This is a genomic window from Rhizobium rosettiformans W3 (assembly GCF_004912135.1).
Classification (GTDB): domain Bacteria; phylum Pseudomonadota; class Alphaproteobacteria; order Rhizobiales; family Rhizobiaceae; genus Allorhizobium; species Allorhizobium rosettiformans.
In genome coordinates, this window is the sequence record NZ_STGU01000001.1 from 395,688 (window position 1) to 418,312 (window position 22,625).

Sequence of the window (22,625 nt, forward strand, 5' to 3'; positions counted from 1 at the left end):
TCGACCGGCCTGAGGGGATGCCGTGAGGCTCATTGCCCGTCTTGATCCATTCGTCGCATTTTAATGGTTTCCCTATGCCGCCCTTAAGAGGTTGTGACTTACTCGTTTGCGTCCCGCATCGAAGCAGTGCATTTTAGAAATTGCTTCGTTATGCACATTACTGTGACGTTTTAGTACATGCTTTTCGCCCTTCGGACCGGGCATAGGGATTGGAAGAGACATCGTTTGGCAGCTGAGGTTTCACGTCCAGCCGCGCCGGGAGGGCAGATCATGAGGGCCGACAAGGGGCCTGAGCACAATGTGCCCACGGATGTCTATCTCTCGTTCGTGAGCTCCCTGTTCGACAACCGCTTCACGCTGTTCACCGGCATGGTTGTCCACATCCTGACCTTCGTCACCGTCTATGTTCAGACCGGTGCGGGTTTCTATCTGCTGCTCTGCGGCTGCTTCGTTCTCGTCTTCTCCTTTCGCCTGCATTCGTTTTTCCTGTTCGATCGTGAGGACAAAACCGCGCTGAGCCGCGAACAGATCGCGGCCTGGGAACGGCGCTATGTGCTGGGCGGTGCGTTGACAGCCGCTATTCTCGGGATTGGTAGCGGCTATGCCATGCTCGCATTCGAGGACACGTTCGCGGAACTCGCATGTATAGCCGTGGCCATGGCGTCGATGGTGTCCGTTGTCGGGCGCAATTATGGTTCCCGGCTCGCTGTAGACTTGCAGACGCTGGCCTGCTGCGCGCCCATGGTGATTGGCAGTCTCCTTGCGCAGGACATCTTCAAGGCGTTGCTATCACTCATGCTGGTGCCCTTTGGGCTCACGGTCCGATCGATGGCCAATGGCGTCCGAGACTTTCTCTATGAAAATGTTATCGCCTCGCGCGAGATGGCGAAGATCGCCGACCGCTTCGACACGGCTCTGAGCAACATGACGCACGGCCTGCTGATGCTCGACCCGAACAACCGGATCGAGGTCGTCAACCGCAAGGCCTGTGAGTTGCTCAACTTGGGCGACCGTCGACGGCTGACGGGCTGCGACCTGGATGTGGTCCTGCACTACGGCGTGCGGCACACCTTTGTCGACGGTGCCATGCCGAGTTTGCTGCAGAAGCAGCTTTCCCAACTCACGCAGGGGCTAACCAGCCGAGCCGTGATGCATTTTTCCGAGGACCTCGTTCTCGAGTTCTCCGCCAAACGGCGCGACGAGGGTGGCGTTGTCCTGATCTTCGAAGATGTGACGGCTCGTGTGCGCGCGGATCGCAAGATCCTTCACATGGCGCGTTACGATGCGCTGACGGGGCTGCCGCAACGCAGCTATTTTGCCGAACTCGTGCGCGACCGTCTGGATCGCCCGGGCGAATACGGACCCGTTGTTGGATTGATGCTGCTGGACGTCGCCGATTTCAAGCATGTGAACGACCTCAAGGGACACCTGACGGGTGACAAGCTGCTGGTCGCTGTCGGGGAGCGGTTGACGGAACTGGCTGCCGGCAAGGCGGTCGTCGGACGTCAGGTAGGCGATCACTTCATCTTCTTCTTCCCGAATGTGCAGGGGCGGCCGGATCTCGAGATCGAGATGAAAGGTCTACATGCTGCGGCGAGAGGAGAATACGAAATCGACGGCACCCGCTTTCCGATCAACTTCTCTGCCGGCGCAGCACTGGTAGACACCGCTGAAGGCGATATGGAGGCGTGGCTCGTCAAGCTGGACATCGCGCTCTTTGAATCCAAAGCACGCGGACGCGGAAATTTCACGCTGTTCGTCGATGAGATGGATGCTCGCTATCTTGAGCGTCAGCGGCTGAAAGCAGACTTGCGTGCCGCTGTGGACAGCCATGGCATCACGGTCGTCTATCAACCGATGTTCACCCCGGATGGTCGTAAGCTGGCCTGCTGCGAAGCGCTCGCCAGGTGGCACCACCCGGAAAAAGGACCGATCGCCCCCAACATCTTCATCCAGATCGCGGAGGAGATGGGTATCGTTACCGACATCACGCATCAGGTCCTGCAGAAAGCATGTGCCGATTGCCGGACCTGGCCTGAATCCATTGGCGTGTCAGTAAACCTTTCAGTCCAAGACTTGAGGCAGGGAGATCTTGCTTCAACAGTAGAGAAGATCCTGACGAATGCCGGGTTACCAGCAGCACGCCTCCATCTGGAGGTGACTGAAAGCAGCCTTATTGAAGAGCTCTCTGCTGCGCGTGACGTGTTGGAGCAACTGAGATCACTCGGCATAACCATCTCTATTGACGATTTCGGCACCGGATTTTCAAGTCTGAGCTATCTGGACACACTGCCCGTTGACGTCGTCAAGATCGATCGGTCGTTTGTTCGGAACATTGGAGAGGACGCCCGTCGCCTCAAACTGTTGCGCGGTATTGTCAGCCTCACGCGGGGGCTTGATATCGGCATTGTTGTCGAGGGGGTGGAGACCCGGGAGCAACTTGCTCTCATCAAGAAACACAATTGTGCTGACCTCATTCAGGGCTATGTGTTTTCCACACCTATAGCGACCCACGCCGTCAAAGGTCTTGCGGAAGAAGCGTCGCTTCATGGCCTGTCAGGTCACGCCGGCGTCGCCTGAGGCTGCCAAACAAATCAGAAAACTCAGCTCCGCCGTGACGCGGTCTAGCCGCTTGGAAACCGCGTAGTCGCATATGCGACTGTTAACCTTAACCTATGGGGTTTTAATTTGTTATTAATATTTGGGGGCGCGGCAGGGAACAATGCGTGCTAGCCATTCACCGGGTGTTAACCATGGTGAGCGTCGGGTATGGAACTTGAAGGCTTTTCGGAGCGACTGATGCGATACCTCGATTATGTCGAGTATCGCCGCATTGAGACGCAAGAGGATTTTGAAGACATCGAGCATCTCCGCTACAAGGCATATAAAGCAGCGAATGTGCTGCCGGTCGCGGCACCAAGTATGATCGATGATGCCGACTTTGATAGACATGCCTATGTTTTCGGCATCTACTATTTCGAAGAGCTGGTGAGCACCATCAGGCTTCATCACGTGACACCTTCCCACCCGCTTTCTCAATCTGAAGGGGTGTTTCCGGACGTTATGGAAGCCTATCTCGATGCTGGGCTGACCCTTATCGATCCTGCCCGATTTGCTGTCGATCCGCAGGTTGCGGCTGAGCTGCCGGTTCTACCTTATATAACGCTACGCCCCAGCATTGTTGCTGCTGCCTATTTCAAGGCTGATCGCGTGCTGCAACACGTGCGCCCGCATCACGCTGCGTTTTACAAGCGCGTGTTCTATGCGGAGACAGTCGTGGAGCGCCGTATGACCGAGATATACGGTCTCGAACTCACCCTCATGGCGACCAATACCCATACGACCGGGTCCAAGTTGCTCAAGCGCTATCCCTTCTTCGATTCAGGCGTTCACGAGCGGCGGCTGATGTTCGGGCGCGGGGAGGGGCGTTTGCCGACGACGCCGCTGACGATCCTGCCTTCGGCGCGGCTCGTGGCCGATGGGAAGATCATCGGTGCGGTGGCGGGCCGTGATTATTGACCACGATCCCCGGATGCGATTGCACTTGGGCCGGCCTTTGTGTATGCGGAAACAGAGAGAATTTAGCCCACAGCCGCGTCCTTGCGTGATTCTGCCGTGGTGCCGTCTGGCTTAAGATTTGGGAGATCGAACATGAGCGAACATCATTCCGGTCCGGTCGAAACCGGTGCTTCGATGGACTACAAGGAGCACGAGAAGACCTATGACCTCTTCATCGCCGGCACCAAGTATGGCACCGCCATTCTGGTTGCGCTGATGATCGCCATGGCTGCTGGTTTCTTCGGCGGCGCCGGCCTGCTCGGTGGCCTCTTCATCTGGATCGTGCTGTCGGTTGCCGGCGTCTTCATGATGCGCTGATCAGCGCCGACAACTTCGAACGTCAAAGGCGGTCCGGAAGCGGGCCGCCTTTTTCTTTGCCGTCTCATCCGCCCGGCATGGATAACAAAAAACGGCGGGTCTCCCCGCCGTTTCGCACCTCAGTGCTGTGCCGGACCGTCAGGTCGTGCCGCGCGTGCGCGCAAGGCCCTGCTTGGCCGGCTCGTATTTCGGATCGAGGCGCAGCGCATGGCTGTAGGACTTGGCGGCCCGTGCCTTGTCGCCACGGCGCTCGTAGACAAGCGCCTGGTTCGCCCAGCTTTCAGCGATGTTGCCGTTGAGCTCGATGGCGAGGTTGAAGTCGGCGAAGGCGTTTTCGTCGTCGTTGAGCGCGATATAGGAGACGCCGCGGCCGTTATAGGGTTCCGGGGCGCGCGAGGAGAGCGAAATCGCCTTGGAGAAGTCTTCGATCGCCTTCGGGTGGTCGCCGCGCAGCTGATAGATCAGGCCGCGATTGTGATAGGCGCGACCATCCGTCGTATCGAGTTGGATCGCGCGGTTGAAGTCGCCGAAAGCTTCGTCGATGCGGCCAGCCTGGCGGTAGATGTTGCCTCGGCCGATATAGGCGACGTCGTAATTCGGGTTGATCTTCAGCGCCGCATTGTAGTCGGCTGCCGCTTCAACCGGCTTACCCATGTTGCGATAGACCAGCGCGCGGTTGGCGTAAGCCTGGAAGAACTGCGGATTGAGCTGCAGCGCCGTGTTGAAATCGTCGAGCGCCTGCTTGAACTGGCCGGCGCGGCCATAAGCCGAACCACGAACGTTGTAGCCCTCCGGATCGCGCGGATTGGCCTGGATAACGGCTGTCAGCGAGGCGATGTTTTCGTCGGATCCCTGCGCGCGATCGAGCCGAATGACATCCGTCGTTTCCGTCGTCGTGGCACAGCCTGCCAGGGTCAAGGCAGCAAAGAGAGCAGCTGCAGATGCCAGTCGCGATCTGGATGCGACAGAGGAGGCTGGGGAGAGCACGGAGGTTTTCGTCATGAGGCGCATCATCCGGCGGCCGCCGGGACCTCGAAAGGCATCGGGCAGCACAAGTTCGTGTTGCATATCAAAAGAGCGGCGGCGATTCGTGTCGCCCCCGCCCTCATTTCATAGGAAAACGCCCAAATCGGGGCAGATCAACGGCCGCGTGCAGCCGGCAGCAGGCCTTCGCGCTGCATCTTCTTGCGCGCCAGCTTGCGGACGCGACGAACAGCTTCAGCCTTCTCGCGTGCACGCTTCTCAGACGGCTTTTCGAAGAAATCGCGCATCTTCATTTCGCGGAAGATGCCTTCGCGCTGCATTTTCTTCTTGAGAGCGCGGAGCGCCTGGTCAACGTTGTTGTCGCGGACTAGTACCTGCACGTTTATCCCGTTCCTTTGGTTCTTTGAGTTGGTCCTTCCGTCGATGGAGGTCACATCTACGGAAACAGCATAATGGTTCGCCCGGCCCGTGAGTCCGGCGATTGGCGAGCGAGATACCAGAAGACCCTGGTGAAGTCCATATGTCGCAGGGCCTTGAAGCAACAAATTTGCACTACCCACCAGAACATCTCCGGGGTGTCGAAAGACGGATGACAATGCGTCGCAAAACGGACGTCATATCGTGGGTTGATCTGCGACCTGTATCATCCTACCCCAGTGCCTGAACCACAGGAGTTTAAGGCGAATGCGCAAATATTCGGTCTTTGCCGTTGTCCGTGAGGCCATGCGTGCCCACAAGGGATGGGAGGCTCAGTGGGTCTCTCCCGAGCCGCGGCAGTCCTATGACGTGATCATTGTCGGCGCCGGCGGCCATGGCCTGGGCGCCGCCTATTACCTCGCCAAGGAGCACGGCATTACCAATGTCGCCGTCATCGAGAAGGGCTGGCTCGGCGGTGGCAATACTGGCCGTAATACGACGATCATCCGGTCCAACTATCTCTATGAAGAGAGCATGGACATCTACGAGCATTCGCTGAAGCTCTGGGAAGGTCTGTCTCAAGACCTTAACTACAATGTCATGTATTCGCCGCGCGGCGTGATGATGCTGTCGCACAATGTGCATGACATGCAGTCGTTCAAGCGCCATGTGAATGCCAACAATCTCTACGGCATCGACAATGAATGGCTGACGCCCGAGCAGGCCAAGGCCTTCTGCCCGCCGCTCGATATCTCGAAGAATGCCCGCTACCCGATCAATGGCGCAGCGCTGCAGCGCCGCGGCGGCACGGCGCGTCACGATGCGGTCGCCTGGGGTTATGCGCGTGCGGCCTCGGATCGCGGCGTGCATATCATCCAGAACTGCGAAGTCACCGGCATCCGCCGTGGTCCGAATGGTGAAGTGACCGGCGTCGACACGACCAAGGGCTTTATCGGCGCGAAAAAGGTCGGCGTTTCCGCGGCCGGCCATTCTTCCGTCGTCATGGGCATGGCGGGTGTGCGTCTTCCGGTTCACTCGACGCCGCTGCAGGCGCTCGTCTCCGAGCCGCTGAAGCCGATCTTCCCCTGCGTGGTCATGTCGAACACCGTGCATGCCTATATCTCGCAGTCCGACAAGGGCGAACTGGTCATCGGGGCCGGTACCGACCAGTACAATTCCTACAGCCAGACCGGCGGCATGCAGATCATCACCCATACGCTCGATGCCATCTGCGAGCTCTTCCCGATGTTCCGTCGTGTGAAGATGATGCGCCAGTGGGGCGGGATCACCGACAACACGGCCGACCGTTCGCCGATCCAGAGCGTCACGCCGGTTCCGAACCTCTTCGTCAATGCCGGCTGGGGTACGGGCGGCTTCAAGGCGACGCCGGGCTCTGCCAACCTCTTTGCTCATCTCATCGCCAAGGGCGAGCCGCACCGGCTGGCCCAGGGTCTGACGCTCGACCGGTTCCGCACCGGCCGCCTCATCGACGAGGCAGCCGCCGCTGCCGTGGCGCACTGAATTAGGGATCGTCCATCATGCTGGTCATCAAATGCCCCTATTGCGAAGAAGAGCGTGCAGAGCTCGAGTTTCGCGCCGCCGGTGAGGCGCATATCGCGCGCCCGGAAAACATCGCCTCGATCACGGACGAGGAGTTCGCCGATTACTTCTTCCTGCGCGACAACCCGAAGGGCCTGATCTTCGAACGCTGGCGCCATATCCATGGTTGCGGGCGCTTCTTCAATGCGGCTCGCGACACCATCTCAGACAAGATCCTGCTGACCTACAAGGCCGGTGAACCCATGCCCGATCCCGCGACGCTTCAGTCCGCCACCGTCACCAAGGGAGAGAAGGCATGAGCGCTGCCAACCGTATCCCCGGCAAGGGCCGCCTGACGCCGGCGCTGACCGCCCGCTTCACGATCGATGGCCGCACGCTGACGGCTTACGAAGGCGATACCGTGGCGTCTGCGATGATCGCCAACGGCATGCATCTCGCCGGCCGCTCTTTCAAGTATCACCGTCCGCGCGGCATCCTGACCGCAGGTCCGGAAGAGCCGAATGCGCTGCTCGACGTCGCGCGTGACGCCGCCCGCCGCCAGCCGAATGTGCGGGCGACCGTGCAGGAAGTCTTCGACGGGATGAAGATCGAGACGCAGAACCGCTGGCCGTCGCTGTCGCTCGACATCGGCGAGGTCAACAATCTGCTCTCGCCCTTCTTCGCCGCCGGCTTTTACTACAAGACCTTCATGTGGCCGAAGGCTGCCTGGCACCAGATTTACGAACCCTTCATCCGTCGTGCTGCCGGCCTTGGCCATGCGCCGAAGGAAGCGGATCCGGATCATTACGCCAATCGCTATGCGCATTGCGACGTGCTGGTCATCGGTGGCGGTGCCGCCGGTCTCGCGTCGGCGCTGGCTGCCGCCCAGACGGGCGTGCGCGTCATGATCGTTGACGAACAACCGGAAATGGGCGGTGCCTTCCACTTCGACACTGGTGCGACCGTCGACGGCCAGAGCGGCTGGGACTGGGCGCAAGCGACTGTCGCGAAGCTCAAGGCCATGTCCAACGTCACCGTGCTCTCGCGCACAACGGCCTTCGGCTATCACAATCACAATTACGTGGCGCTGGTCGAACGCGTCACCGACCACATCGCCAAGCCGTCGAAGAACCAGCCGCGCGAACGGCTGTGGCAGGTGCGTGCCAAGCGCGTGATCATCGCCAGTGGTTCGATCGAACGGCACATGGTGTTCGCCAACAATGACCGCCCCGGCATCATGCTCGCCTCCGCCGGCCGCACCTATCTCAACCATTTCGGCGTGGCCGTCGGTGCCAAGGTCGGCGTCTACACGGCACATGACTCGGCCTATGAAGCGGCGATCGACCTGAAGAAGGCGGGCGTTTCGGTGCCCGTCATCGTCGATGCCCGCGAGAAGCCGGGCGAAAAGGTGCTGGCAGAGGCCCGCGCACTCGGCATCGAGGTGCTGACCGGCCATGGCGTGGTCAATACCGCTGGTCGTCTGCGTGTCCGTTCGATCACCGTTCGCCGCAATGGCGGCGGCTCTACCCGCAAGATCGAGGTCGATGCGCTGCTCATGTGCGCCGGCTGGACGCCGTCCGTGCACATGTTCTCGCAGTCGCGCGGCAAGCTGAAGTTCGATGCTGCCAACCAGCGCTTCCTGCCTGACGTCTATGCCCAGGACTGCATCTGCGTCGGTGGCTGCAACGGCACCGACGATCTGCAGGCGCTGCTCGACGAGGCAACCGCTGCCGGTTTCTCCTCGGCCAAGGCTGCGGGTGCGACCGAGACGCCTGCTGTTTCGCTGTCGGGTGCCAATGCGCATGCCTGGACCGGTGGCATGATCGGCGCTGCCGAAGGCGCCGGGCGCGAAGACAACGTCAAGGCCTTCGTCGACTTCCAGCACGATGTCTGCGCCAAGGACATTCGTCTGGCCGTGCGCGAGGGCATGCATTCGATCGAGCATATCAAGCGCTTCACGACGAACGGCATGGCCTCCGACCAGGGCAAGCTCTCCAACATGCATGGCCTCGCCATTGCAGCCGAAGTGCTGGGTAAGGAGATCCCGCAGGTCGGTCTCACCACCTTCCGCGCGCCCTATACGCCCGTCACCTTCGGCACGCTGATCAACCATTCGCGCGATGCGCTGTTTGATCCGGTGCGCAAGACGCCGATGCATGCCTATGAAGTTTCTCAGGGTGCCGTCTATGAAGACGTCGGCAACTGGAAGCGCGCCTGGTATTACCCCAAGGGCGGCGAGGACATGCATGCCGCCGTCAATCGCGAGTGCAAGACGGTGCGCGAGGCGGCCGGCGTGTTCAATGCCTCGACGCTGGGCAAGATCGAAGTCGTCGGCCCTGACGCCGCCGAGTTCCTGAACCTGATGTACACCAATGCCTGGGACACGCTGAAGCCCGGCAAGGCGCGTTACGGCATCATGACGCGCGAAGACGGCTTCATCTATGACGATGGCGTCGTCGGTCGTCTGGCGGAGGATCGTTTCCACGTCACGACCACGACGGGCGGTGCGCCGCGCGTCATGAACCACATGGAAGACTATCTGCAGACGGAATTCCCGCATCTGAAGGTCTGGCTCACCTCGACCACGGAACAATGGGCCGTCATCGCTGTCCAGGGTCCGAAGGCGCGAGACATCATCGCGCCGTTCGTCGAGGGCATCGACATCTCGAACGAGGCCTTCCCGCATATGAGCGTGGCCGAAGGCAAGTTCTGCGGCGTGCCGACGCGTCTCTTCCGCGTGTCGTTCACCGGCGAGCTCGGCTTCGAAGTCAATGTGCCTGCCGATTTCGGCGCGGACGTCTTCCAGAAGATCTGGGAGCGTGCCCAGTCGCTCGGTGCCTGCCTCTATGGCACCGAGACCATGCACGTGCTGCGCGCCGAGAAGGGTTACATCATCGTCGGTCAGGATACCGACGGCACGCTGACGGCCGACGATGCCGGCCTCTCCTGGGCGGTGTCGAAGAAGAAGACCGACTTTGTCGGCATTCGCGGCATGAAGCGTCCGGATCTGGTCAAGGAAGGCCGCAAGCAGCTTGTCGGCATCTTCACCAAGGATCCGAACGAAGTGCTGGAAGAGGGCGCGCAGATCGTCGCCAATCCGAACCAGCCGAAGCCGATGACTATGCTCGGGCATGTCACCTCGTCCTACTGGTCTGAAAACCTCGGTCGCTCGATTGCGATTGCCATGGTGGCCGGTGGCCGCGCACGCATGGGCGAGACGCTTTACGTGCCGATGAAGGACAAGACCATCGCGGTCGAGGTCACCGACATGGTATTCTTTGACAAGGAAGGGGGCCGCATCCATGGCTGATATGTCTGTCGCAGAACGCAAGACCGTTCTTGCCGGCTTCCATGGCGGCAGCGCCAAGGTGCGCCTCACCCCGGCGCTTCCTGCCACCCGCGTCTCGTTGCGCGCCGGTGAAGACGGCATTGCCGGTCTTTCGAAGTCGCTTGGCTTGAAGCTTCCGACAAAGCCCAAGACGTCCGTCTCGGCCAAGGGGCGCACGGCCTTCTGGATCGGTCCGGACGAATGGTTCCTGATCGACGAGAAGGGTGACACGTTGATGGCCGACTGCGCCGCCTCCGGCGTGGTTCATTCGGCGACCGACATCTCCCATCGCAACACAGCGATCATCGTCTCGGGACCCGCCGCTACCGACACGCTCAACGCAGCCTGCCCGCTCGACCTCTCGCTCGCCGCCTTCCCGGTGGGGGCGGTGACGCGCACCGTGTTCGGCAAGATCGAGATCATCCTCTACCGCGTCGAGCAAGAGACTTTTCGCGTCGAATGCTGGCGGTCTTTTGCGGAATATGCGTTCGGCATGCTCGCCGAGGGCGCGGAGGATGCCTCGCTCTGAGGGGCGAGTTTTCGACGGGATTTGAGGAGGCCGGGGTGACCCGGCCTTTTCTGTGTTTGGGGTGAAACTCGCGCAGATGTTGTCCGCATGCTATTGTGAGGTCGAAATTGCGCAGCATGGAGGTCAGCTTTGATGAATTCTTTCCGAAACGAGACCCTGAAGGCCGTGGACCACCTTGTCGAGATCGGCGGTTTTGCGTCTGCGGACGAGGCGGTGCTTGCCGCAATCGAAGCCTGGCACCAAACGACAGACGATCCGGCTGAACGGCTTGAGGCGATCCGGCAGCGGGTACGTCGATCGATCGATGATCCTCGCCCCAGCCTGAGCATTGACGAGGTCGATGCTGCGCTTGACGAGATAATGGCCGAAGCGCAATCGGTGCCGGGACGTGCAGCGCGCTAATGTCCGCTTTCGCCCAGAAGCTCTGAACGATCTTCAAGACCTATTCGCGTTCGTGCTGGCGCTCAGCCAGTCACCTGTGACGGCAAGACGCTATGTCGGTCGTATTCGTGCGCGCTGCGAGAAGATTGGTGATGCGCCCCACGGCGGTGTGCTGAGAGATGACTTAGCTCCGGGGTTACGCATGGTTCCTTTCGAACATAGTGCGGTCGTGCTCTACCTCGTAGACGAGAGCGGCGTTGTGATTACCAACATCTTCCATGGACGCCGAAACTACGCGGCTCTGTTCAACTCAGACGGCTGAGTCTTCCCACCCCGACCATTTCACCCAGCGCCCGTGAAAATCCGCCCGACCAATCTCGCACATCTCCCCGGATGGCCAGAGCGTGAGCAGTATCGCGGCCCCGTCCGGCTTGCCGTCGGCTTCCAGTTGCAGGCGGGCCAGTGGGGCGGTTTCCGTCGCGCGGCTGCCGGCGTCTGCGATCAGGGCTTCACCCTCGGCCTTCAACGCCGGCGGCAGGTATTGCCAGGCAATGGTGTGGTAGATCACGTGGGCCATGCCCGGACGCGGCGTTGCCAGGCGCTTGCGCAGCCAGTCGATGGCGTCGGCCTTCTCGACCTTCAGTCCGCTTTCGGTCGCCATGGCAAGGGCTGCTGCCGTGCGATCGAGGCGGTCCTGCTGGTCGGCCCAGATATAGGAGAAGAGCCGCAGGCGATCGTCTTCGGATGCGGGATCGAGCGGGTTCAGGTCGCAGCCAGCGCGTTCGATGATTTCGATTTTGGCTTGCGGTGGCGGCGGGCCTTCCCAGCGTGGGGCGAGTTCGACAGCGGAGACCTGGCCCCAGCGGAAGTCCCCCAGTCGGTAGCTGTAACGATCCCATTGCAGGTTGAGGCCGGCACTGGCGCCGACTTCCGAGAGGATCAGCGGCTTGGCGGTCTGCGCCGCAATGGTGAGGAAACCGGGGAGCAGGGCGGAGGAGCGGCGTACCTCGTTGGTCTGTGGGGCGGAGTTCAGGCGCTCCAGCATGAAGGCTTCGTCGCGGCGCATGGTAGCCTCGATCGCGGCCCAGAGCGTGTCGTCATCGACGGTATGCGGCGGATAAACGGCTGACAAGGCCTGGTCCTGGCCGGAGCGGACGAGGGCGTGCAGCGTGCCGGCGAGCCGTAGCGCCAGCGCATCGCCGGTACCGTCAGGGTTGCCGGGCCAACGGAGCACTGTTTCACCGACACTGCTATCCCCGGTTAGCCGCTCTGCCGCCAGCGTGCAGAGGCGGGCGGTGAAGGGGGAGCCCAGATCGGCGCAGGCTTTTGCCTGACGGAGGAAACTCTGGCGGATCAGGTCACTGCGGTCCTCGCTCATCCTCGAAGTCGCCTTTCGTGTCTCAGACGCCTTCGGGCCGATCCTTCGGATCGAATTGCGAGATGGTGATCCAGTTGGCGGTCAAGGCGGGCTTGCGCTCGTCCTCGATCTCGACGGTCACTTCATAGGTGTTCATCAGCATGCCGGCGCCACGAAAGCGGGCTTCGGCCAGCTTGAAGGAGCCGCGAATGCGTTTTCCGGTCTTGACCGGAGACATGAAGCGCAGCTTGTCGAAGCCGTAGTTGATGCCCATCGTCTGCTCGCGGATCTTTGGCAAACAGTTGAAGTTCATGGCGGACAGAAGTGACACCGTCAGAAAGCCATGCGCGATCGTGCCGCCGAAGGGTGTTTCGGCGGCGGCGCGCACCGGGTCGGTGTGGATGAACTGGTGGTCCATGGTGGCGCCGGCAAAGGCGTCGATCATCGGCTGGTCAACGGTGATCCAGTCGGAGACACCAACCACGGTACCGACGAGGCCCGGCACGTCCTTGAGTGAAATCTCTTGCGGCATGAAAAGAACCCGATCCTTCAATAATTCCCGCAAGCTACAGCCGGTTCATGTCAATCGGAAGGGGGGTGCGTCACTCTTCGTCACTTTCTCACGCGCGGACCCAGATGTCGACGCTGCGGGCCTTCACGCTTATGCGGCTTGCGCTGCGGCCCGTCTCCAGGAGGCGCCATTTCCGCTTCTCCGCAGCGGGCAGCGCGAACTCCTGTGCATCGCTCGAACGGTTAAACAGCACGGCTATATGGCAGTCCTTGCCGGTCTCACGATCGATGCTGGCGAGCATCATGGCAAAGGCGCCGAGATCGGGTGTTTCCCAGTCCTGAACGGTCATGGGCTGACCTTCCATGTTCAGCCACGCGACGTCATTCTCTCCGGTCAGGACGCTCGGGTCCATGAAGCAGGAGAAGCGCTGGCGCATGGCGGCAAGTCGGGCGGTGGTTTCGATCAGCGCCTCGTCGGCCCTCGACCAGTCGAGCCAGGTCAGCGCATTGTCCTGGCAATAGGCATTGTTGTTGCCGTGCTGGGTGCGACCGAACTCGTCGCCCGCCGTCAGCATCACGGCACCCCGGCTGGCGAAGAGCGTTGACAGCAGAGCTTCGACATCCTGACGGCGCTTCTTCAGGATCGCCTTGTCGGACGTTTCACCCTCGACCCCGTTGTTCCAGGAATGGTTCTCATTGTGGCCGTCGCGGTTTTCCTCGCCATTCGCCTCGTTGTGTTTGTGTTCATAGGACACGAGGTCGTAGAGCGAAAAGCCGTCATGGGCGGCGATGAAGTTGACGCTGCGCGTCTGGCCGTGGCCGTCATGGGCGAAGAGATCGGCGGAGCCGGCGAGCGCCGTCGCAAGATCGCCTGTCGTGCCAGCGTCGCCGCGCCAGTGGCGGCGGAAGGTGTCACGGGCGCGGTCGTTCCATTCGAGGAAGGCGGGCGGGAAGCGGCCGAGCTGGTAGCCGCCGAGCCCGATATCCCAGGGTTCGGCGATCAGGATGCGATCCTCCAGCACCTCGTCTTTGAGAATGGCGCGCAGCGTCGGGGCATCCCGATGGAAGCCGTCCCAGTGGCGGCCCATGATCGGCGCGAGGTCGAAGCGGAAACCGTCGACGCCGGCCGAGAGAACGAAGTGACGGAGCGTATCGACGATCAGTTGCCGGACGAACGGATGGTCGCAGGCCAGCGTGTTGCCGCAGCCGGTGTCGTTGACCAGCGTGCCGGGATCATCCGCCACATGGCGGAAGAGGGAGCGGTTGTCTATGCCGCGCAGCGACAGCGTCGTGCCCATGACATCGCTTTCGCCGGTGTGGTTGAAGACGAGGTCGAGGATGACGCCGATGCCCTCGGCATGCAGGGCGGCAACCGTGTCGCGGAGTTCTTTCACGCCGCCGGGGACGAGGCGCGGATCGAGCGCCATCATGGCGACGGGATTGTAACCCCAGCTGTTGGTGAGGCCGAGCGGCGGCAGATGCCGCTCGTCGATCCAGGCGGTGATCGGCATCAGTTCGACCATGTCCACGCCGATCCGCCTCAGATGGGAAAGGATGGCGGGATGGGCGAGGGCGGAGAGCGTGCCGCGCTGCCCGTCCGGCACGTCCGGATGCAGCATGGTCAGCGCCTTGACGTTGACCTCATAGATAAAGCCGGTGCGCTCGCCGAGCGGCATCATGGGCTTCAGCGACTTGTGCGCCTTCAGGATGGCTTTCGGCATCAGATCGGCGGTGTCGATACCGAACTGGCCGAGCCTCGGATCATAGACGAAGGGTCGGTCAAGCTCGGTGGCATAGGGGTCGACCAGCAGTTTCGCTGGGTCGTACCAGTGCCCTTCAGCCGGATCATAGGGGCCGTGAATGCGGAAGCCGTAGCGGGCACCTTCCTTCATGCCGTCGACGTACACATGATGCACATCGCCATCACCCCGCGTCATCGACAGGCGGGCGAGTTCGGTCTCCCCACGATCGTCGAAGAGGCAGAGTTCCACGAGGCTTGCATGATGCGACCAGAGACGAACATCCGCACCCGTCTTGCCAGGGGTGGCTCCGAGCATCGGCTTGGTCATGGATCGCCTCGTGGTCCGGTTGATTCGCTTGCCTTCGAGAAACAATAGCAGGCGGCCCGAACCGGACCAGAGCCGTTCCCATCACATGGCCTTCAGGTTCACACCCTTGACTGCCGCCTCCTTGCGTTCGCTGTAGCGATCGGTGAGGTAGCTGGAGATGTCGCGCGTCAGAAGCGTGAACTTCACCAGTTCCTCGCAGACATCGACGACGCGCTCGTAATAAGAGGAGGGCTTCATCCGGCCGTCGGCGTCAAATTCCTGATAGGCTTTGGCCACCGAGGACTGGTTGGGGATGGTGATCATCCGCATCCAGCGGCCGAGCAGGCGCATGGCGTTGACGGCATTGAACGACTGCGAGCCGCCGGAGACCTGCATGACAGCGAGCGTCTTGCCCTGGGTCGGGCGGACAGCGCCGACCGAGAGCGGTATCCAGTCGATCTGGGCCTTCATGATGCCGGTCAGCGTGCCGTGGCGCTCGGGGCTCACCCAGACTTGGCCTTCGGACCATGCCGAGAGGTCGCGCAGCTCCTGCACCTTCGGGTGGCTCACCGGTGCATCGTCGGGCAGCGGCAGGCCTGACGGGTCGAAGACTTTCACCTCGGCGCCGAAATGCTCGAGCAGGCGCTTGGCCTCCATCGCCAGCAGCCGGCTGTAGGAGACCTGCCGCAGCGAGCCATAGAGGATCAGGATACGCGGCTTGTGGGTCGAGAAGGGGCGGCGCAGTGCTTCCAGGTCCGGCAGGCGCAGGTGATCGAGATCGGCGGCGGGCAGGTCTACTCTCACATCAGACAATGCGCTTGCCCTCCGCATCGAGCACGGCTTCCCCGTCTTCCTTGACGAAGGCGGAGGTGAAAGCGTCAGCGGGAAGGATGTCGAGCACCACTTCGGACGGGCGGCAGAGGCGCGTGCCCATCTCGGTCACAACAAGCGGGCGGTTGATCAGGATCGGCGTCGCGATCATCGCGTCGAGCAGCTGGTCGTCCGAGAGGGCGGGATCGGCAAGGCCGAGTTCCTCATAGGGCGTGCCCTTTTCGCGAATCGCCTGACGCACCGAAAGGCCGGAATCGGCGATCATCTTTGCCAGATCTTCCTTGCTCGGCGGGGTCTTCAGATATTCGATGACCGTGGGCTCGATGCCGGCATGGCGGATGAGGTCGAGCGTGTTGCGCGAGGTGCCGCAGGCCGGGTTGTGATAGATGGTGACGTTCATGAGATTTCAGGCCTTTGCTTGATTGGCGGATCTGGCGGTGACGGCATGGCCGGCCTCGTACCAACGCTTGCTGCGGTTGACGATCGCGACCAGTGCCAGCATCACGGGCACTTCGATCAACACGCCGACGACGGTGGCAAGGGCGGCGCCCGAGTTGAAGCCGAAGAGGCTGATGGCGGTTGCGACCGCAAGCTCAAAGAAGTTGGAGGCGCCGATCAGGGCCGAGGGGCCTGCAATGCAATGGGCTTCACCAGTCATTCGGTTTGCCAGGTAGGCAAAGCCGAAGATGAAGATGGTCTGCAGGAAGATCGGCACGGCGAGGATGGCGATTACCATCGGCTGGGCGAGGATCTGGTTGCCCTGGAAGGCGAAGAGCAGAACGACCGTCAGGAGCAGCGCGCCGATCGAGAGCGGCTGTATCTGGGCCTGGAAGCGCTGCAGGGCGCGACCATCGCCGCTGCCGAGTGCCCGACGCAGGATCTGGGCGACGATCACCGGCACGACGATGAAGAGCGCGACCGAGATGAGAAGCGTGTCCCAGGGCACGATGATCGACGAGACGCCGAGCAGGATGGCGACGATCGGCGCGAAAGCCAGCACCATCACGGCATCATTCAGTGCCACCTGGGTGAGGGTGAAAGGCGCGTCGCCGCGGGTCAGGTTCGACCAGACGAAGACCATGGCGGTGCAGGGTGCGGCCCCAAGCAGGATGAGACCCGCGATATAGCTGTCGATCTGATCGCTCGGCAGGAAAGGTGCGAAGAGCCAGCCGATGAAGATCCAGCCGAGGACCGCCATGGAAAAGGGCTTCACGGCCCAATTGGCAAAAAGCGTGACGCTCATGCCGCGCCAATGGGTTCCGACTTCGCGGATGGCGGCAAAGTCGATCTTCATCAGCATAGGAATAATCATCAGCCAGATGAGCACAGCGACCGGCAGGTTGACCTTGGCGATCTCGGCCGAACCGATGAGCTGGAAGAGGCCGGGGAAGACCGAACCAAGCGCGATGCCAACAACTATTGCCAATGCGACCCAGAGGGTCAGATAACGCTCGAAAGTGGACATGGGTCAGGCAACCTCGGGGTTGGCGGCATCAGTGGTCGTGCCAATCTCGGCCAGACGCTTTTGCAGCGAAAGCTTGTCGAGGCTCGCCATCGGCAGGCTGACGAAAATGGAAATACGGTGATTGAGCATCCGGTACGCCTCGGCAAAGGCGAAGTGCTTCTCGCTATCCGTGCCTTCGGCAGCTGCCGGGTCCGGAACGCCCCAATGAGCGGTCATCGGCTGGCCGGGCCAGACCGGGCAGGCTTCGGCGGCGGCGTTGTCGCAGACGGTGAAGACGAAATCGAGCTGAGGCGCGCCGGGCACTGCAAACTCGTCCCAGTTCTTCGAGCGGGCGAAGCTCGTGTCGTAGTTCATGCCCTTCAGCAGTTGCAGCGTGTAGGGATGGACCTCACCTTTCGGCTGGGAGCCGGCGGAGTAGGCCTTGAACTTGCCCTGGCCGAGCCGGTTGAGGATCGCTTCGGCGATGATCGAGCGGGCGGAATTGCCGGTGCAGAGGAAGAGCACGTTATAGATCTTGTCGGACATGGCCGGTCTCTCAGTTGGAGCGGGTGACTTCGAGGGTGGGTGAACAGCAGGCGAGATCATCGATCAGCGGCTGGCAGAGGCTGGCGTTGCCGCCGCAGCAATCTTTCAGCAGGTAAAGCGCGACAGCGCGGAAGCGGTCGAGGTCGGCGCGGTAGATGATCGAGCGGCTCTGACGCTCGCCGGTCACCAGACCGGCCTGCGACAGCGTCGACAGATGCGCCGACATGGTGTTCTGCGGCACCCCGATCAGGCGGGCGAGTTCGCCGGCGGGAATGCCATCGGGTTCATGCGCCACCAGCAGGCGAAAGGTCTGCAGGCGTGTCGGTTGGGCCAAGGCGGCAAGCGCCGCGATCGTCAGTTTTTCATCCATACTTCTAGAATAATGGATATATCGTGGGAGTCAATCCGGGTGTTGCCGGTGGCAAAGAAAAACCCCGGCGCCCAAGACGCCGGGGCTTGATGTCTGAGACAAGGTTTCAGCTCCGTCAGGTAATGACCGTCGGCTCGTTCATGCCCGTATAGCGCTTGATCTCGGCCACTTCCTCGGCTGCCGCGATCAGGTCGGCAAGCGCCGCCTGGGTCTCGATGCCGTGACGGCTGGCGTCGGGCTCGTAGCGCTCGACGTAAAGGCGGAGCGTCGCGCCCGAGGTGCCGGTGCCGGAGAGGCGGAAGACGATGCGGCTGCCGCCCTCGAAGAGGATGCGGATGCCCTGATTCTTCGACACGGAATGGTCGATCGGATCATTGTAGGCAAAGTCGTCGGCCGCGCTCACGGTCAGGCCGTTGATCGTAGTGCCGGGAAGGCTTTCGAGCTTGGCGCGGAGTGCTGCGACCAAGGCGTTGGCGTTCTCGGTATCCACGCCCTCATAGTCGTGGCGGGAATAGTAGTTGCGACCGTATTCGGCCCAGTGGGCCTCGACGATCTCTTTCACGCTCTGCTTGCGGGCGGCAACGATGTTGAGCCAGAAGAGCACCGCCCAGAGGCCGTCCTTTTCGCGCACATGGTCGGAGCCGGTGCCGAAGCTTTCCTCGCCGCAGACGGTGACCTTGCCGGCATCCATCAGGTTGCCAAAGAACTTCCAGCCCGTCGGGGTCTCGTACATGCCGATGCCGAGCTTTTCGGCAACGCGGTCGGCGGCGGCACTTGTCGGCATCGAGCGGGCGATGCCGGCAATGCCCTGTCTGTAGCCGGGGGCGCAGGTGGCGTTGGCGGCGATCATCGCGAGGCTGTCGGAGGGCGTGACGAACATGCCCTTGCCGACGACCATGTTGCGGTCGCCGTCACCGTCGGAGGCGGCACCGAAGTCGGGACCGTCAGGACTCATGACATCGTCATAGAGTTCCTTGGCATGCACGAGGTTCGGGTCCGGATGGTGGTGGCCGAAGTCGGGCAGGGGGACTTCGTTGCGCACGGAACCTGCGGGTGCGCCCAGGCGCTTTTCGAGGATCTCGACGGCATAGGGGCCGGTGACGGCACTCATTGAGTCGATTACTACGCGGAAGCCGCCCGAGATCAGGGAGCGGATGGCGGGGAAATCGAAGAGCGTTTCCATCAGGTCGGCATAGTCGGTGACGGGGTCAATGACCTCGACCACCATGCCTGCAAGATCGAAACTACCAACAGTGTCGAGATCGATGTCGGCGACGTCGACCGTCTTGTAGCTGTCGATGACCTTGGTGCGGGCGAAGATCGCGTCGGTGATCTTTTCCGGTGCCGGGCCGCCATTGCCGATATTGTACTTGATGCCGAAGTCTTCGGTCGGGCCGCCGGGATTGTGGCTGGCCGAGAGCACGATGCCGCCAAAGGCCTTGTATTTTCGGATGACATGCGAGGCAGCCGGCGTCGAGAGAATGCCGCCCTTGCCGACCATCACCTTGCCGAAGCCGTTCGCGGCGGCCATCTTCAGCGCCTTCTGGATGACTTCGCGGTTGTAGTAGCGGCCGTCGCCGCCGATCACCAGTGTCTGGCCTTCGAAGCCCTCGAGGCTGTCGAAGATCGCCTGGATGAAGTTCTCCGCATAGTTTTCCTGCTGGAAGACCGGAACCTTCTTGCGCAGTCCCGAGGTGCCGGGTTTCTGGTCCGCATAGGGTTTCGTGGAGACGGTCGAGATCATCGATTACTGGCCTTTCGAGACGAGGCGTTGATAAAGTTCAACATAGGATACCGCGCTCCTGTTCCAGGAGACGTCGGATTTCATGCCCTGCTTCTGCATCTGCGACCAGAGACGCTGGTCACTGTAGAGGCGAAGCGTGCGGCGAATGGCGCGGCGGAGTGCGTCAGCCGTCACGGGCGCAAACTGCACGCCCGTGGCGACGCCAGCGGCGAGGGCGGCTTCATTGGCGTCGATGATGGTGTCTGCCAGGCCGCCGGTTCGGGCGACCAGCGGGATGCAGCCATAACGCAGCGCGTAGAGCTGGGTCAGGCCGCAGGGCTCGAAGCGCGAGGGCACGAGGATCACGTCCGATCCCGCCTGCATGACATGCGAGAGGCCTTCGTCATAGCCGAGCACCATGCCCACGCGGCCGCGGTGGTGGGCGGCTGCACTTTGCAGCGCTGCCTCGATGCCGCTTTCGCCGGAGCCGAGGATGGCAAGCCTGCCGCCGGCATTGACGATTTCGTCGATGACCTCCGGCAGAAGATCGAGACCCTTCTGCCAGGTGAGGCGGGAGATCACGCAGAAGATCGGACCGTCATTGCCGTCAAAACCGAAACGCTCCACCATCGCAGCGCGATTGCCGGCGCGTTTCTTCAGGGCAGAACCCGAATATTTGCTGGCCAGCAAGGGGTCGGCGGCGGGGTCCCAGACCTCGGAATCGATGCCGTTGACGATGCCATAGAGATCGGCAGCACGGCTGGCGATGACGCCATCAAGGCCCATGCCGAATTCGGGCGTCAGGATCTCCTCGGCGTAGGATGGGCTGACGGTCGAGAGCGCATGGGCGGTGGTCAAGCCGCTCTTCAGGTAGCTGATCGTGCCATAATATTCGAGCGCCTCATGCCAGGCATGGCCGGGAAGACCGAGATAGGGGAAGAGATTGGCGCCGAACTGGCCCTGGAAGGCGATGTTGTGGATGGTGATGAGGCTCGGGACCTCCGGCGCCTCGGCATACCGCATGTAGACGGGCACGAGTGCCGCCTGCCAGTCATGCACATGCACGAGATCGGGCTTGAAGCCGGGCAGCACGCCCACCGCGATCTCGGCGCCGACCTTGGAGAGGACCGCAAAGCGCTTCCAGTTGTCGGGATAGTCACGGCCCTGGGTATCGAGGTAAGGACCGCCCGAACGCTCGTAGAGCTGCGGGCAGTCGAGGATCAGGAGGTCGAGGCCCTCATGCTTGACCTCGAGCAGGGTCGCCCGTTCGTCGAGGACCTCGTCGAATTCATGGATCTTTTTCGGCTTCTTGACCGCCTTCATGACCGCCGGATAGCCGGGGATCAGCGTCTTCGTCTCGACGCCGTGGGCGGCGAGCGCGATGGGCAGGGCACCCACGACGTCGGCAAGGCCTCCGGTCTTGATCAGCGGATACAGTTCGGAGGCGACCGAAAGGACCTTCATGGAAGCGACTAACCCAGTTTGTCGATCATCGACTGCGTGATGAGGCAAATCCCGTTTTCGCTGCGGCGGAAGCGCTTGGCATCCATTTCCGGATCCTCGCCGACGATCAGCCCCTCGGGGATCACCACGCCATGGTCTATCACGACATTTGTGAGACGCGCATGACGGCCGATCTGCACCTTGGGCAGGACCACGGCCCCTTCCAATCGCGAATAGGAATTGGCGCGGACACCGGTGAAGAGCAGGCTCTTGTAGAGTGACGAGCCGGAGATGATGCAATCGCCCGAGACCAGCGAGGAAATCGCCGAGCCACGACGGCCTTCGTCGTCATGCACGAACTTGGCCGGCGGCGTGATCTCGGAATAGGTCCAGATCGGCCAGCTCTTGTCGTAGAGATCGAGTTCCGGGACGATGTCCGTCAGGTCGATATTGGCCTGCCAATAGGCGTCGATCGTCCCAACATCTCGCCAGTAGGGCTCGCGCTCGAAGTCGGAACGCACGCAAGATTGGGCAAAGCGGTGGGCGACGGCTTTACCGTTCTTCACCACATAGGGAATAATGTCCTTGCCGAAGTCGCGGCTGGACTCAGGGTCGGCGGCGTCCCGACGCAGCAGCTCCATCAGGTAGCGGGTGTGGAAGACATAGATGCCCATGGAGGCGAGGGCGAAGTCTTCATTGCCCGGAATGCCCGGCGGATCGGCCGGCTTTTCGACGAAGTCGATGATGCGGTCTGTCGGATCGACATGCATGACGCCGAAGCCGGTCGCTTCCAGGCGCGGCACCTCGAGGCAGCCGATGGTGACGTCGGCACCCGAGTTGACGTGCTGCTGCAGCATCATCTCGTAGTCCATCTTGTAGATGTGGTCGCCGGCGAGAATGACCATGTATTCCGGCGCATAGGACTCGATGATGTCGGCGTTCTGGAAGACGGCGTCCGCGGTGCCCTCGTACCACTGAGTCTCGGACACGCGCTGGGAGGCGGGCAGGATGTCGAAACTCTCGTTGCGCTCGGGACGGAAGAAGTTCCAGCCGAGCTGCAGGTGGCGGATCAGTGAATGGGCCTTGTACTGGGTGGCCACGCCGATGCGGCGGATACCTGAGTTCAATGCATTGGAGAGGGCGAAGTCGATGATGCGGGCCTTGCCGCCGAAATAGACGGCCGGCTTGGCGCGCCGGTCTGTCAGTTCCTTCAGGCGGCTGCCGCGGCCGCCGGCCAGCACATAGGCCATGGCGTCACGCGACAGGCTCTTTGCCATTTTCTCGGTCATGTTATCCTCC

General features: G+C 61.7%; 22 protein-coding genes. 9 read left to right on the forward strand and 13 right to left on the reverse strand.

Annotated features, from left to right (window positions below):
• Positions 1-270 precede the first annotated feature (270 nt).
• The 3 genes from FAA86_RS01875 to FAA86_RS01885 all read left to right on the forward strand — a co-directional run bounded on the left by FAA86_RS01875 (position 271) and on the right by FAA86_RS01885 (position 3,876).
• Positions 271-2,580 (forward strand): putative bifunctional diguanylate cyclase/phosphodiesterase, encoded by a 2,310-nt coding sequence (locus tag FAA86_RS01875; protein ID WP_136538107.1) that lies wholly within the window; start codon positions 271-273, stop codon positions 2,578-2,580.
• A 219-nt stretch (positions 2,581-2,799) separates the two neighbouring features.
• Positions 2,800-3,519, forward strand: a complete 720-nt coding sequence (locus tag FAA86_RS01880; protein WP_246034976.1) for an N-acyl amino acid synthase FeeM domain-containing protein — start codon at positions 2,800-2,802, stop codon at positions 3,517-3,519.
• A 132-nt stretch (positions 3,520-3,651) separates the two neighbouring features.
• Positions 3,652-3,876 carry an aa3-type cytochrome c oxidase subunit IV gene (locus FAA86_RS01885; protein WP_113461040.1) on the forward strand — a complete coding sequence of 75 codons (225 nt, stop codon included), beginning with the start codon at positions 3,652-3,654 and terminating at the stop codon, positions 3,874-3,876.
• A gap of 138 nt (positions 3,877-4,014) precedes the next feature.
• Here the strand turns inward: FAA86_RS01885 and FAA86_RS01890 are convergent, their stop codons facing one another.
• Positions 4,015-4,878 carry a tetratricopeptide repeat protein gene (locus tag FAA86_RS01890; protein ID WP_246034977.1) on the reverse strand — a complete coding sequence of 288 codons (864 nt, stop codon included), beginning with the start codon at positions 4,876-4,878 and terminating at the stop codon, positions 4,015-4,017.
• Between the two features lie 137 nt (positions 4,879-5,015).
• The gene (gene rpsU / locus FAA86_RS01895) at positions 5,016-5,240 is read right to left on the reverse strand and encodes a 30S ribosomal protein S21 (RefSeq protein ID WP_006726944.1); all 225 of its coding nucleotides are present in this window, start codon (positions 5,238-5,240) and stop codon (positions 5,016-5,018) included.
• Positions 5,241-5,544: 304 nt separating this feature from the next.
• Between rpsU and FAA86_RS01900 the strand changes: the two genes are divergently transcribed.
• From FAA86_RS01900 to FAA86_RS01925, 6 genes are all read left to right on the forward strand, one after another.
• Complete coding sequence (locus FAA86_RS01900; protein WP_136538108.1) at positions 5,545-6,798, forward strand: sarcosine oxidase subunit beta family protein; 1,254 nt, start codon at positions 5,545-5,547, stop codon at positions 6,796-6,798.
• A gap of 17 nt (positions 6,799-6,815) precedes the next feature.
• Complete coding sequence (locus FAA86_RS01905) at positions 6,816-7,136, forward strand: sarcosine oxidase subunit delta (RefSeq protein ID WP_136538109.1); 321 nt, start codon at positions 6,816-6,818, stop codon at positions 7,134-7,136.
• On the forward strand, positions 7,133-10,126 hold the full coding sequence (locus tag FAA86_RS01910; RefSeq protein WP_136538110.1) for a sarcosine oxidase subunit alpha: 2,994 nt from the start codon (positions 7,133-7,135) through the stop codon (positions 10,124-10,126). Before FAA86_RS01905 ends, FAA86_RS01910 begins: the two co-directional genes overlap by 4 nt.
• The gene (locus FAA86_RS01915) at positions 10,119-10,673 is read left to right on the forward strand and encodes a sarcosine oxidase subunit gamma (RefSeq protein ID WP_136538111.1); all 555 of its coding nucleotides are present in this window, start codon (positions 10,119-10,121) and stop codon (positions 10,671-10,673) included. The genes FAA86_RS01910 and FAA86_RS01915 overlap by 8 nt, the downstream gene beginning before the upstream one ends.
• Before the next feature lie 132 nt (positions 10,674-10,805).
• A complete protein-coding gene (locus FAA86_RS01920; protein ID WP_136538112.1) occupies positions 10,806-11,075 on the forward strand; it encodes a ribbon-helix-helix domain-containing protein in 270 nt (89 codons plus the stop codon).
• Entirely contained in the window at positions 11,062-11,376 is a 315-nt protein-coding gene (locus tag FAA86_RS01925) for a type II toxin-antitoxin system RelE/ParE family toxin (protein WP_136538113.1), read from the forward strand. Before FAA86_RS01920 ends, FAA86_RS01925 begins: the two co-directional genes overlap by 14 nt.
• Here the strand turns inward: FAA86_RS01925 and FAA86_RS01930 are convergent.
• From FAA86_RS01930 to glgC, 11 genes are all read right to left on the reverse strand, one after another.
• Positions 11,365-12,432: a DUF2332 domain-containing protein gene (locus FAA86_RS01930; RefSeq protein ID WP_136538114.1), complete on the reverse strand. Its 1,068-nt coding sequence runs from the start codon at positions 12,430-12,432 to the stop codon at positions 11,365-11,367. The two genes, FAA86_RS01925 and FAA86_RS01930, sit on opposite strands and share 12 nt — an antisense overlap.
• Positions 12,433-12,454: 22 nt before the next feature.
• Positions 12,455-12,943 (reverse strand): MaoC family dehydratase, encoded by a 489-nt coding sequence (locus tag FAA86_RS01935; protein ID WP_113461033.1) that lies wholly within the window; start codon positions 12,941-12,943, stop codon positions 12,455-12,457.
• A gap of 88 nt (positions 12,944-13,031) precedes the next feature.
• Positions 13,032-14,990 (reverse strand): glycogen debranching protein GlgX, encoded by a 1,959-nt coding sequence (glgX, locus tag FAA86_RS01940; protein ID WP_136538115.1) that lies wholly within the window; start codon positions 14,988-14,990, stop codon positions 13,032-13,034.
• Between the two features lie 81 nt (positions 14,991-15,071).
• Positions 15,072-15,800 (reverse strand): arsenical resistance protein ArsH, encoded by a 729-nt coding sequence (gene arsH / locus FAA86_RS01945; RefSeq protein ID WP_136538116.1) that lies wholly within the window; start codon positions 15,798-15,800, stop codon positions 15,072-15,074.
• On the reverse strand, positions 15,775-16,200 hold the full coding sequence (arsC, locus tag FAA86_RS01950) for an arsenate reductase (glutaredoxin) (RefSeq protein ID WP_136538117.1): 426 nt from the start codon (positions 16,198-16,200) through the stop codon (positions 15,775-15,777). The genes arsH and arsC overlap by 26 nt, the downstream gene beginning before the upstream one ends.
• Positions 16,201-16,206: 6 nt before the next feature.
• On the reverse strand, positions 16,207-17,265 hold the full coding sequence (gene arsB / locus FAA86_RS01955) for an ACR3 family arsenite efflux transporter (RefSeq protein WP_136538118.1): 1,059 nt from the start codon (positions 17,263-17,265) through the stop codon (positions 16,207-16,209).
• A gap of 3 nt (positions 17,266-17,268) precedes the next feature.
• Positions 17,269-17,790, reverse strand: a complete 522-nt coding sequence (locus FAA86_RS01960) for an arsenate reductase ArsC (RefSeq protein ID WP_136538119.1) — start codon at positions 17,788-17,790, stop codon at positions 17,269-17,271.
• A 10-nt stretch (positions 17,791-17,800) separates the two neighbouring features.
• Positions 17,801-18,160, reverse strand: a complete 360-nt coding sequence (locus FAA86_RS01965) for an ArsR/SmtB family transcription factor (protein WP_136538120.1) — start codon at positions 18,158-18,160, stop codon at positions 17,801-17,803.
• 115 nt (positions 18,161-18,275) lie between these two features.
• Positions 18,276-19,904, reverse strand: a complete 1,629-nt coding sequence (locus tag FAA86_RS01970; RefSeq protein WP_136538121.1) for an alpha-D-glucose phosphate-specific phosphoglucomutase — start codon at positions 19,902-19,904, stop codon at positions 18,276-18,278.
• Between the two features lie 3 nt (positions 19,905-19,907).
• Positions 19,908-21,347 carry a glycogen synthase GlgA gene (gene glgA / locus FAA86_RS01975; protein WP_136538122.1) on the reverse strand — a complete coding sequence of 480 codons (1,440 nt, stop codon included), beginning with the start codon at positions 21,345-21,347 and terminating at the stop codon, positions 19,908-19,910.
• A gap of 8 nt (positions 21,348-21,355) precedes the next feature.
• Complete coding sequence (gene glgC / locus FAA86_RS01980) at positions 21,356-22,615, reverse strand: glucose-1-phosphate adenylyltransferase (RefSeq protein WP_136538123.1); 1,260 nt, start codon at positions 22,613-22,615, stop codon at positions 21,356-21,358.
• Positions 22,616-22,625: the final 10 nt, after the last annotated feature.

Excerpts from the sequence above, each read along its gene's own strand:
- FAA86_RS01970 (WP_136538121.1), bottom strand. The coding sequence starts at position 19,904 with ATGATCTCGACCGTCTCCACGAAACCCTATGCGGACCAGAAACCCGGC.
- FAA86_RS01890 (WP_246034977.1), bottom strand. The coding sequence starts at position 4,878 with ATGACGAAAACCTCCGTGCTCTCCCCAGCCTCCTCTGTCGCATCCAGA.
- FAA86_RS01960 (WP_136538119.1), bottom strand. The coding sequence starts at position 17,790 with ATGTCCGACAAGATCTATAACGTGCTCTTCCTCTGCACCGGCAATTCC.
- FAA86_RS01910 (WP_136538110.1), top strand. The coding sequence starts at position 7,133 with ATGAGCGCTGCCAACCGTATCCCCGGCAAGGGCCGCCTGACGCCGGCG.
- FAA86_RS01885 (WP_113461040.1), top strand. The coding sequence starts at position 3,652 with ATGAGCGAACATCATTCCGGTCCGGTCGAAACCGGTGCTTCGATGGAC.
- FAA86_RS01900 (WP_136538108.1), top strand. The coding sequence starts at position 5,545 with ATGCGCAAATATTCGGTCTTTGCCGTTGTCCGTGAGGCCATGCGTGCC.
- arsB (WP_136538118.1), bottom strand. The coding sequence starts at position 17,265 with ATGTCCACTTTCGAGCGTTATCTGACCCTCTGGGTCGCATTGGCAATA.
- FAA86_RS01920 (WP_136538112.1), top strand. The coding sequence starts at position 10,806 with ATGAATTCTTTCCGAAACGAGACCCTGAAGGCCGTGGACCACCTTGTC.
- glgA (WP_136538122.1), bottom strand. The coding sequence starts at position 21,347 with ATGAAGGTCCTTTCGGTCGCCTCCGAACTGTATCCGCTGATCAAGACC.
- FAA86_RS01965 (WP_136538120.1), bottom strand. The coding sequence starts at position 18,160 with ATGGATGAAAAACTGACGATCGCGGCGCTTGCCGCCTTGGCCCAACCG.
- FAA86_RS01915 (WP_136538111.1), top strand. The coding sequence starts at position 10,119 with ATGGCTGATATGTCTGTCGCAGAACGCAAGACCGTTCTTGCCGGCTTC.
- FAA86_RS01935 (WP_113461033.1), bottom strand. The coding sequence starts at position 12,943 with ATGCCGCAAGAGATTTCACTCAAGGACGTGCCGGGCCTCGTCGGTACC.
- arsC (WP_136538117.1), bottom strand. The coding sequence starts at position 16,200 with ATGAACGTCACCATCTATCACAACCCGGCCTGCGGCACCTCGCGCAAC.
- FAA86_RS01880 (WP_246034976.1), top strand. The coding sequence starts at position 2,800 with ATGCGATACCTCGATTATGTCGAGTATCGCCGCATTGAGACGCAAGAG.
- FAA86_RS01905 (WP_136538109.1), top strand. The coding sequence starts at position 6,816 with ATGCTGGTCATCAAATGCCCCTATTGCGAAGAAGAGCGTGCAGAGCTC.
- glgC (WP_136538123.1), bottom strand. The coding sequence starts at position 22,615 with ATGACCGAGAAAATGGCAAAGAGCCTGTCGCGTGACGCCATGGCCTAT.
- glgX (WP_136538115.1), bottom strand. The coding sequence starts at position 14,990 with ATGACCAAGCCGATGCTCGGAGCCACCCCTGGCAAGACGGGTGCGGAT.
- FAA86_RS01930 (WP_136538114.1), bottom strand. The coding sequence starts at position 12,432 with ATGAGCGAGGACCGCAGTGACCTGATCCGCCAGAGTTTCCTCCGTCAG.
- FAA86_RS01875 (WP_136538107.1), top strand. The coding sequence starts at position 271 with ATGAGGGCCGACAAGGGGCCTGAGCACAATGTGCCCACGGATGTCTAT.
- arsH (WP_136538116.1), bottom strand. The coding sequence starts at position 15,800 with ATGCGGAGGGCAAGCGCATTGTCTGATGTGAGAGTAGACCTGCCCGCC.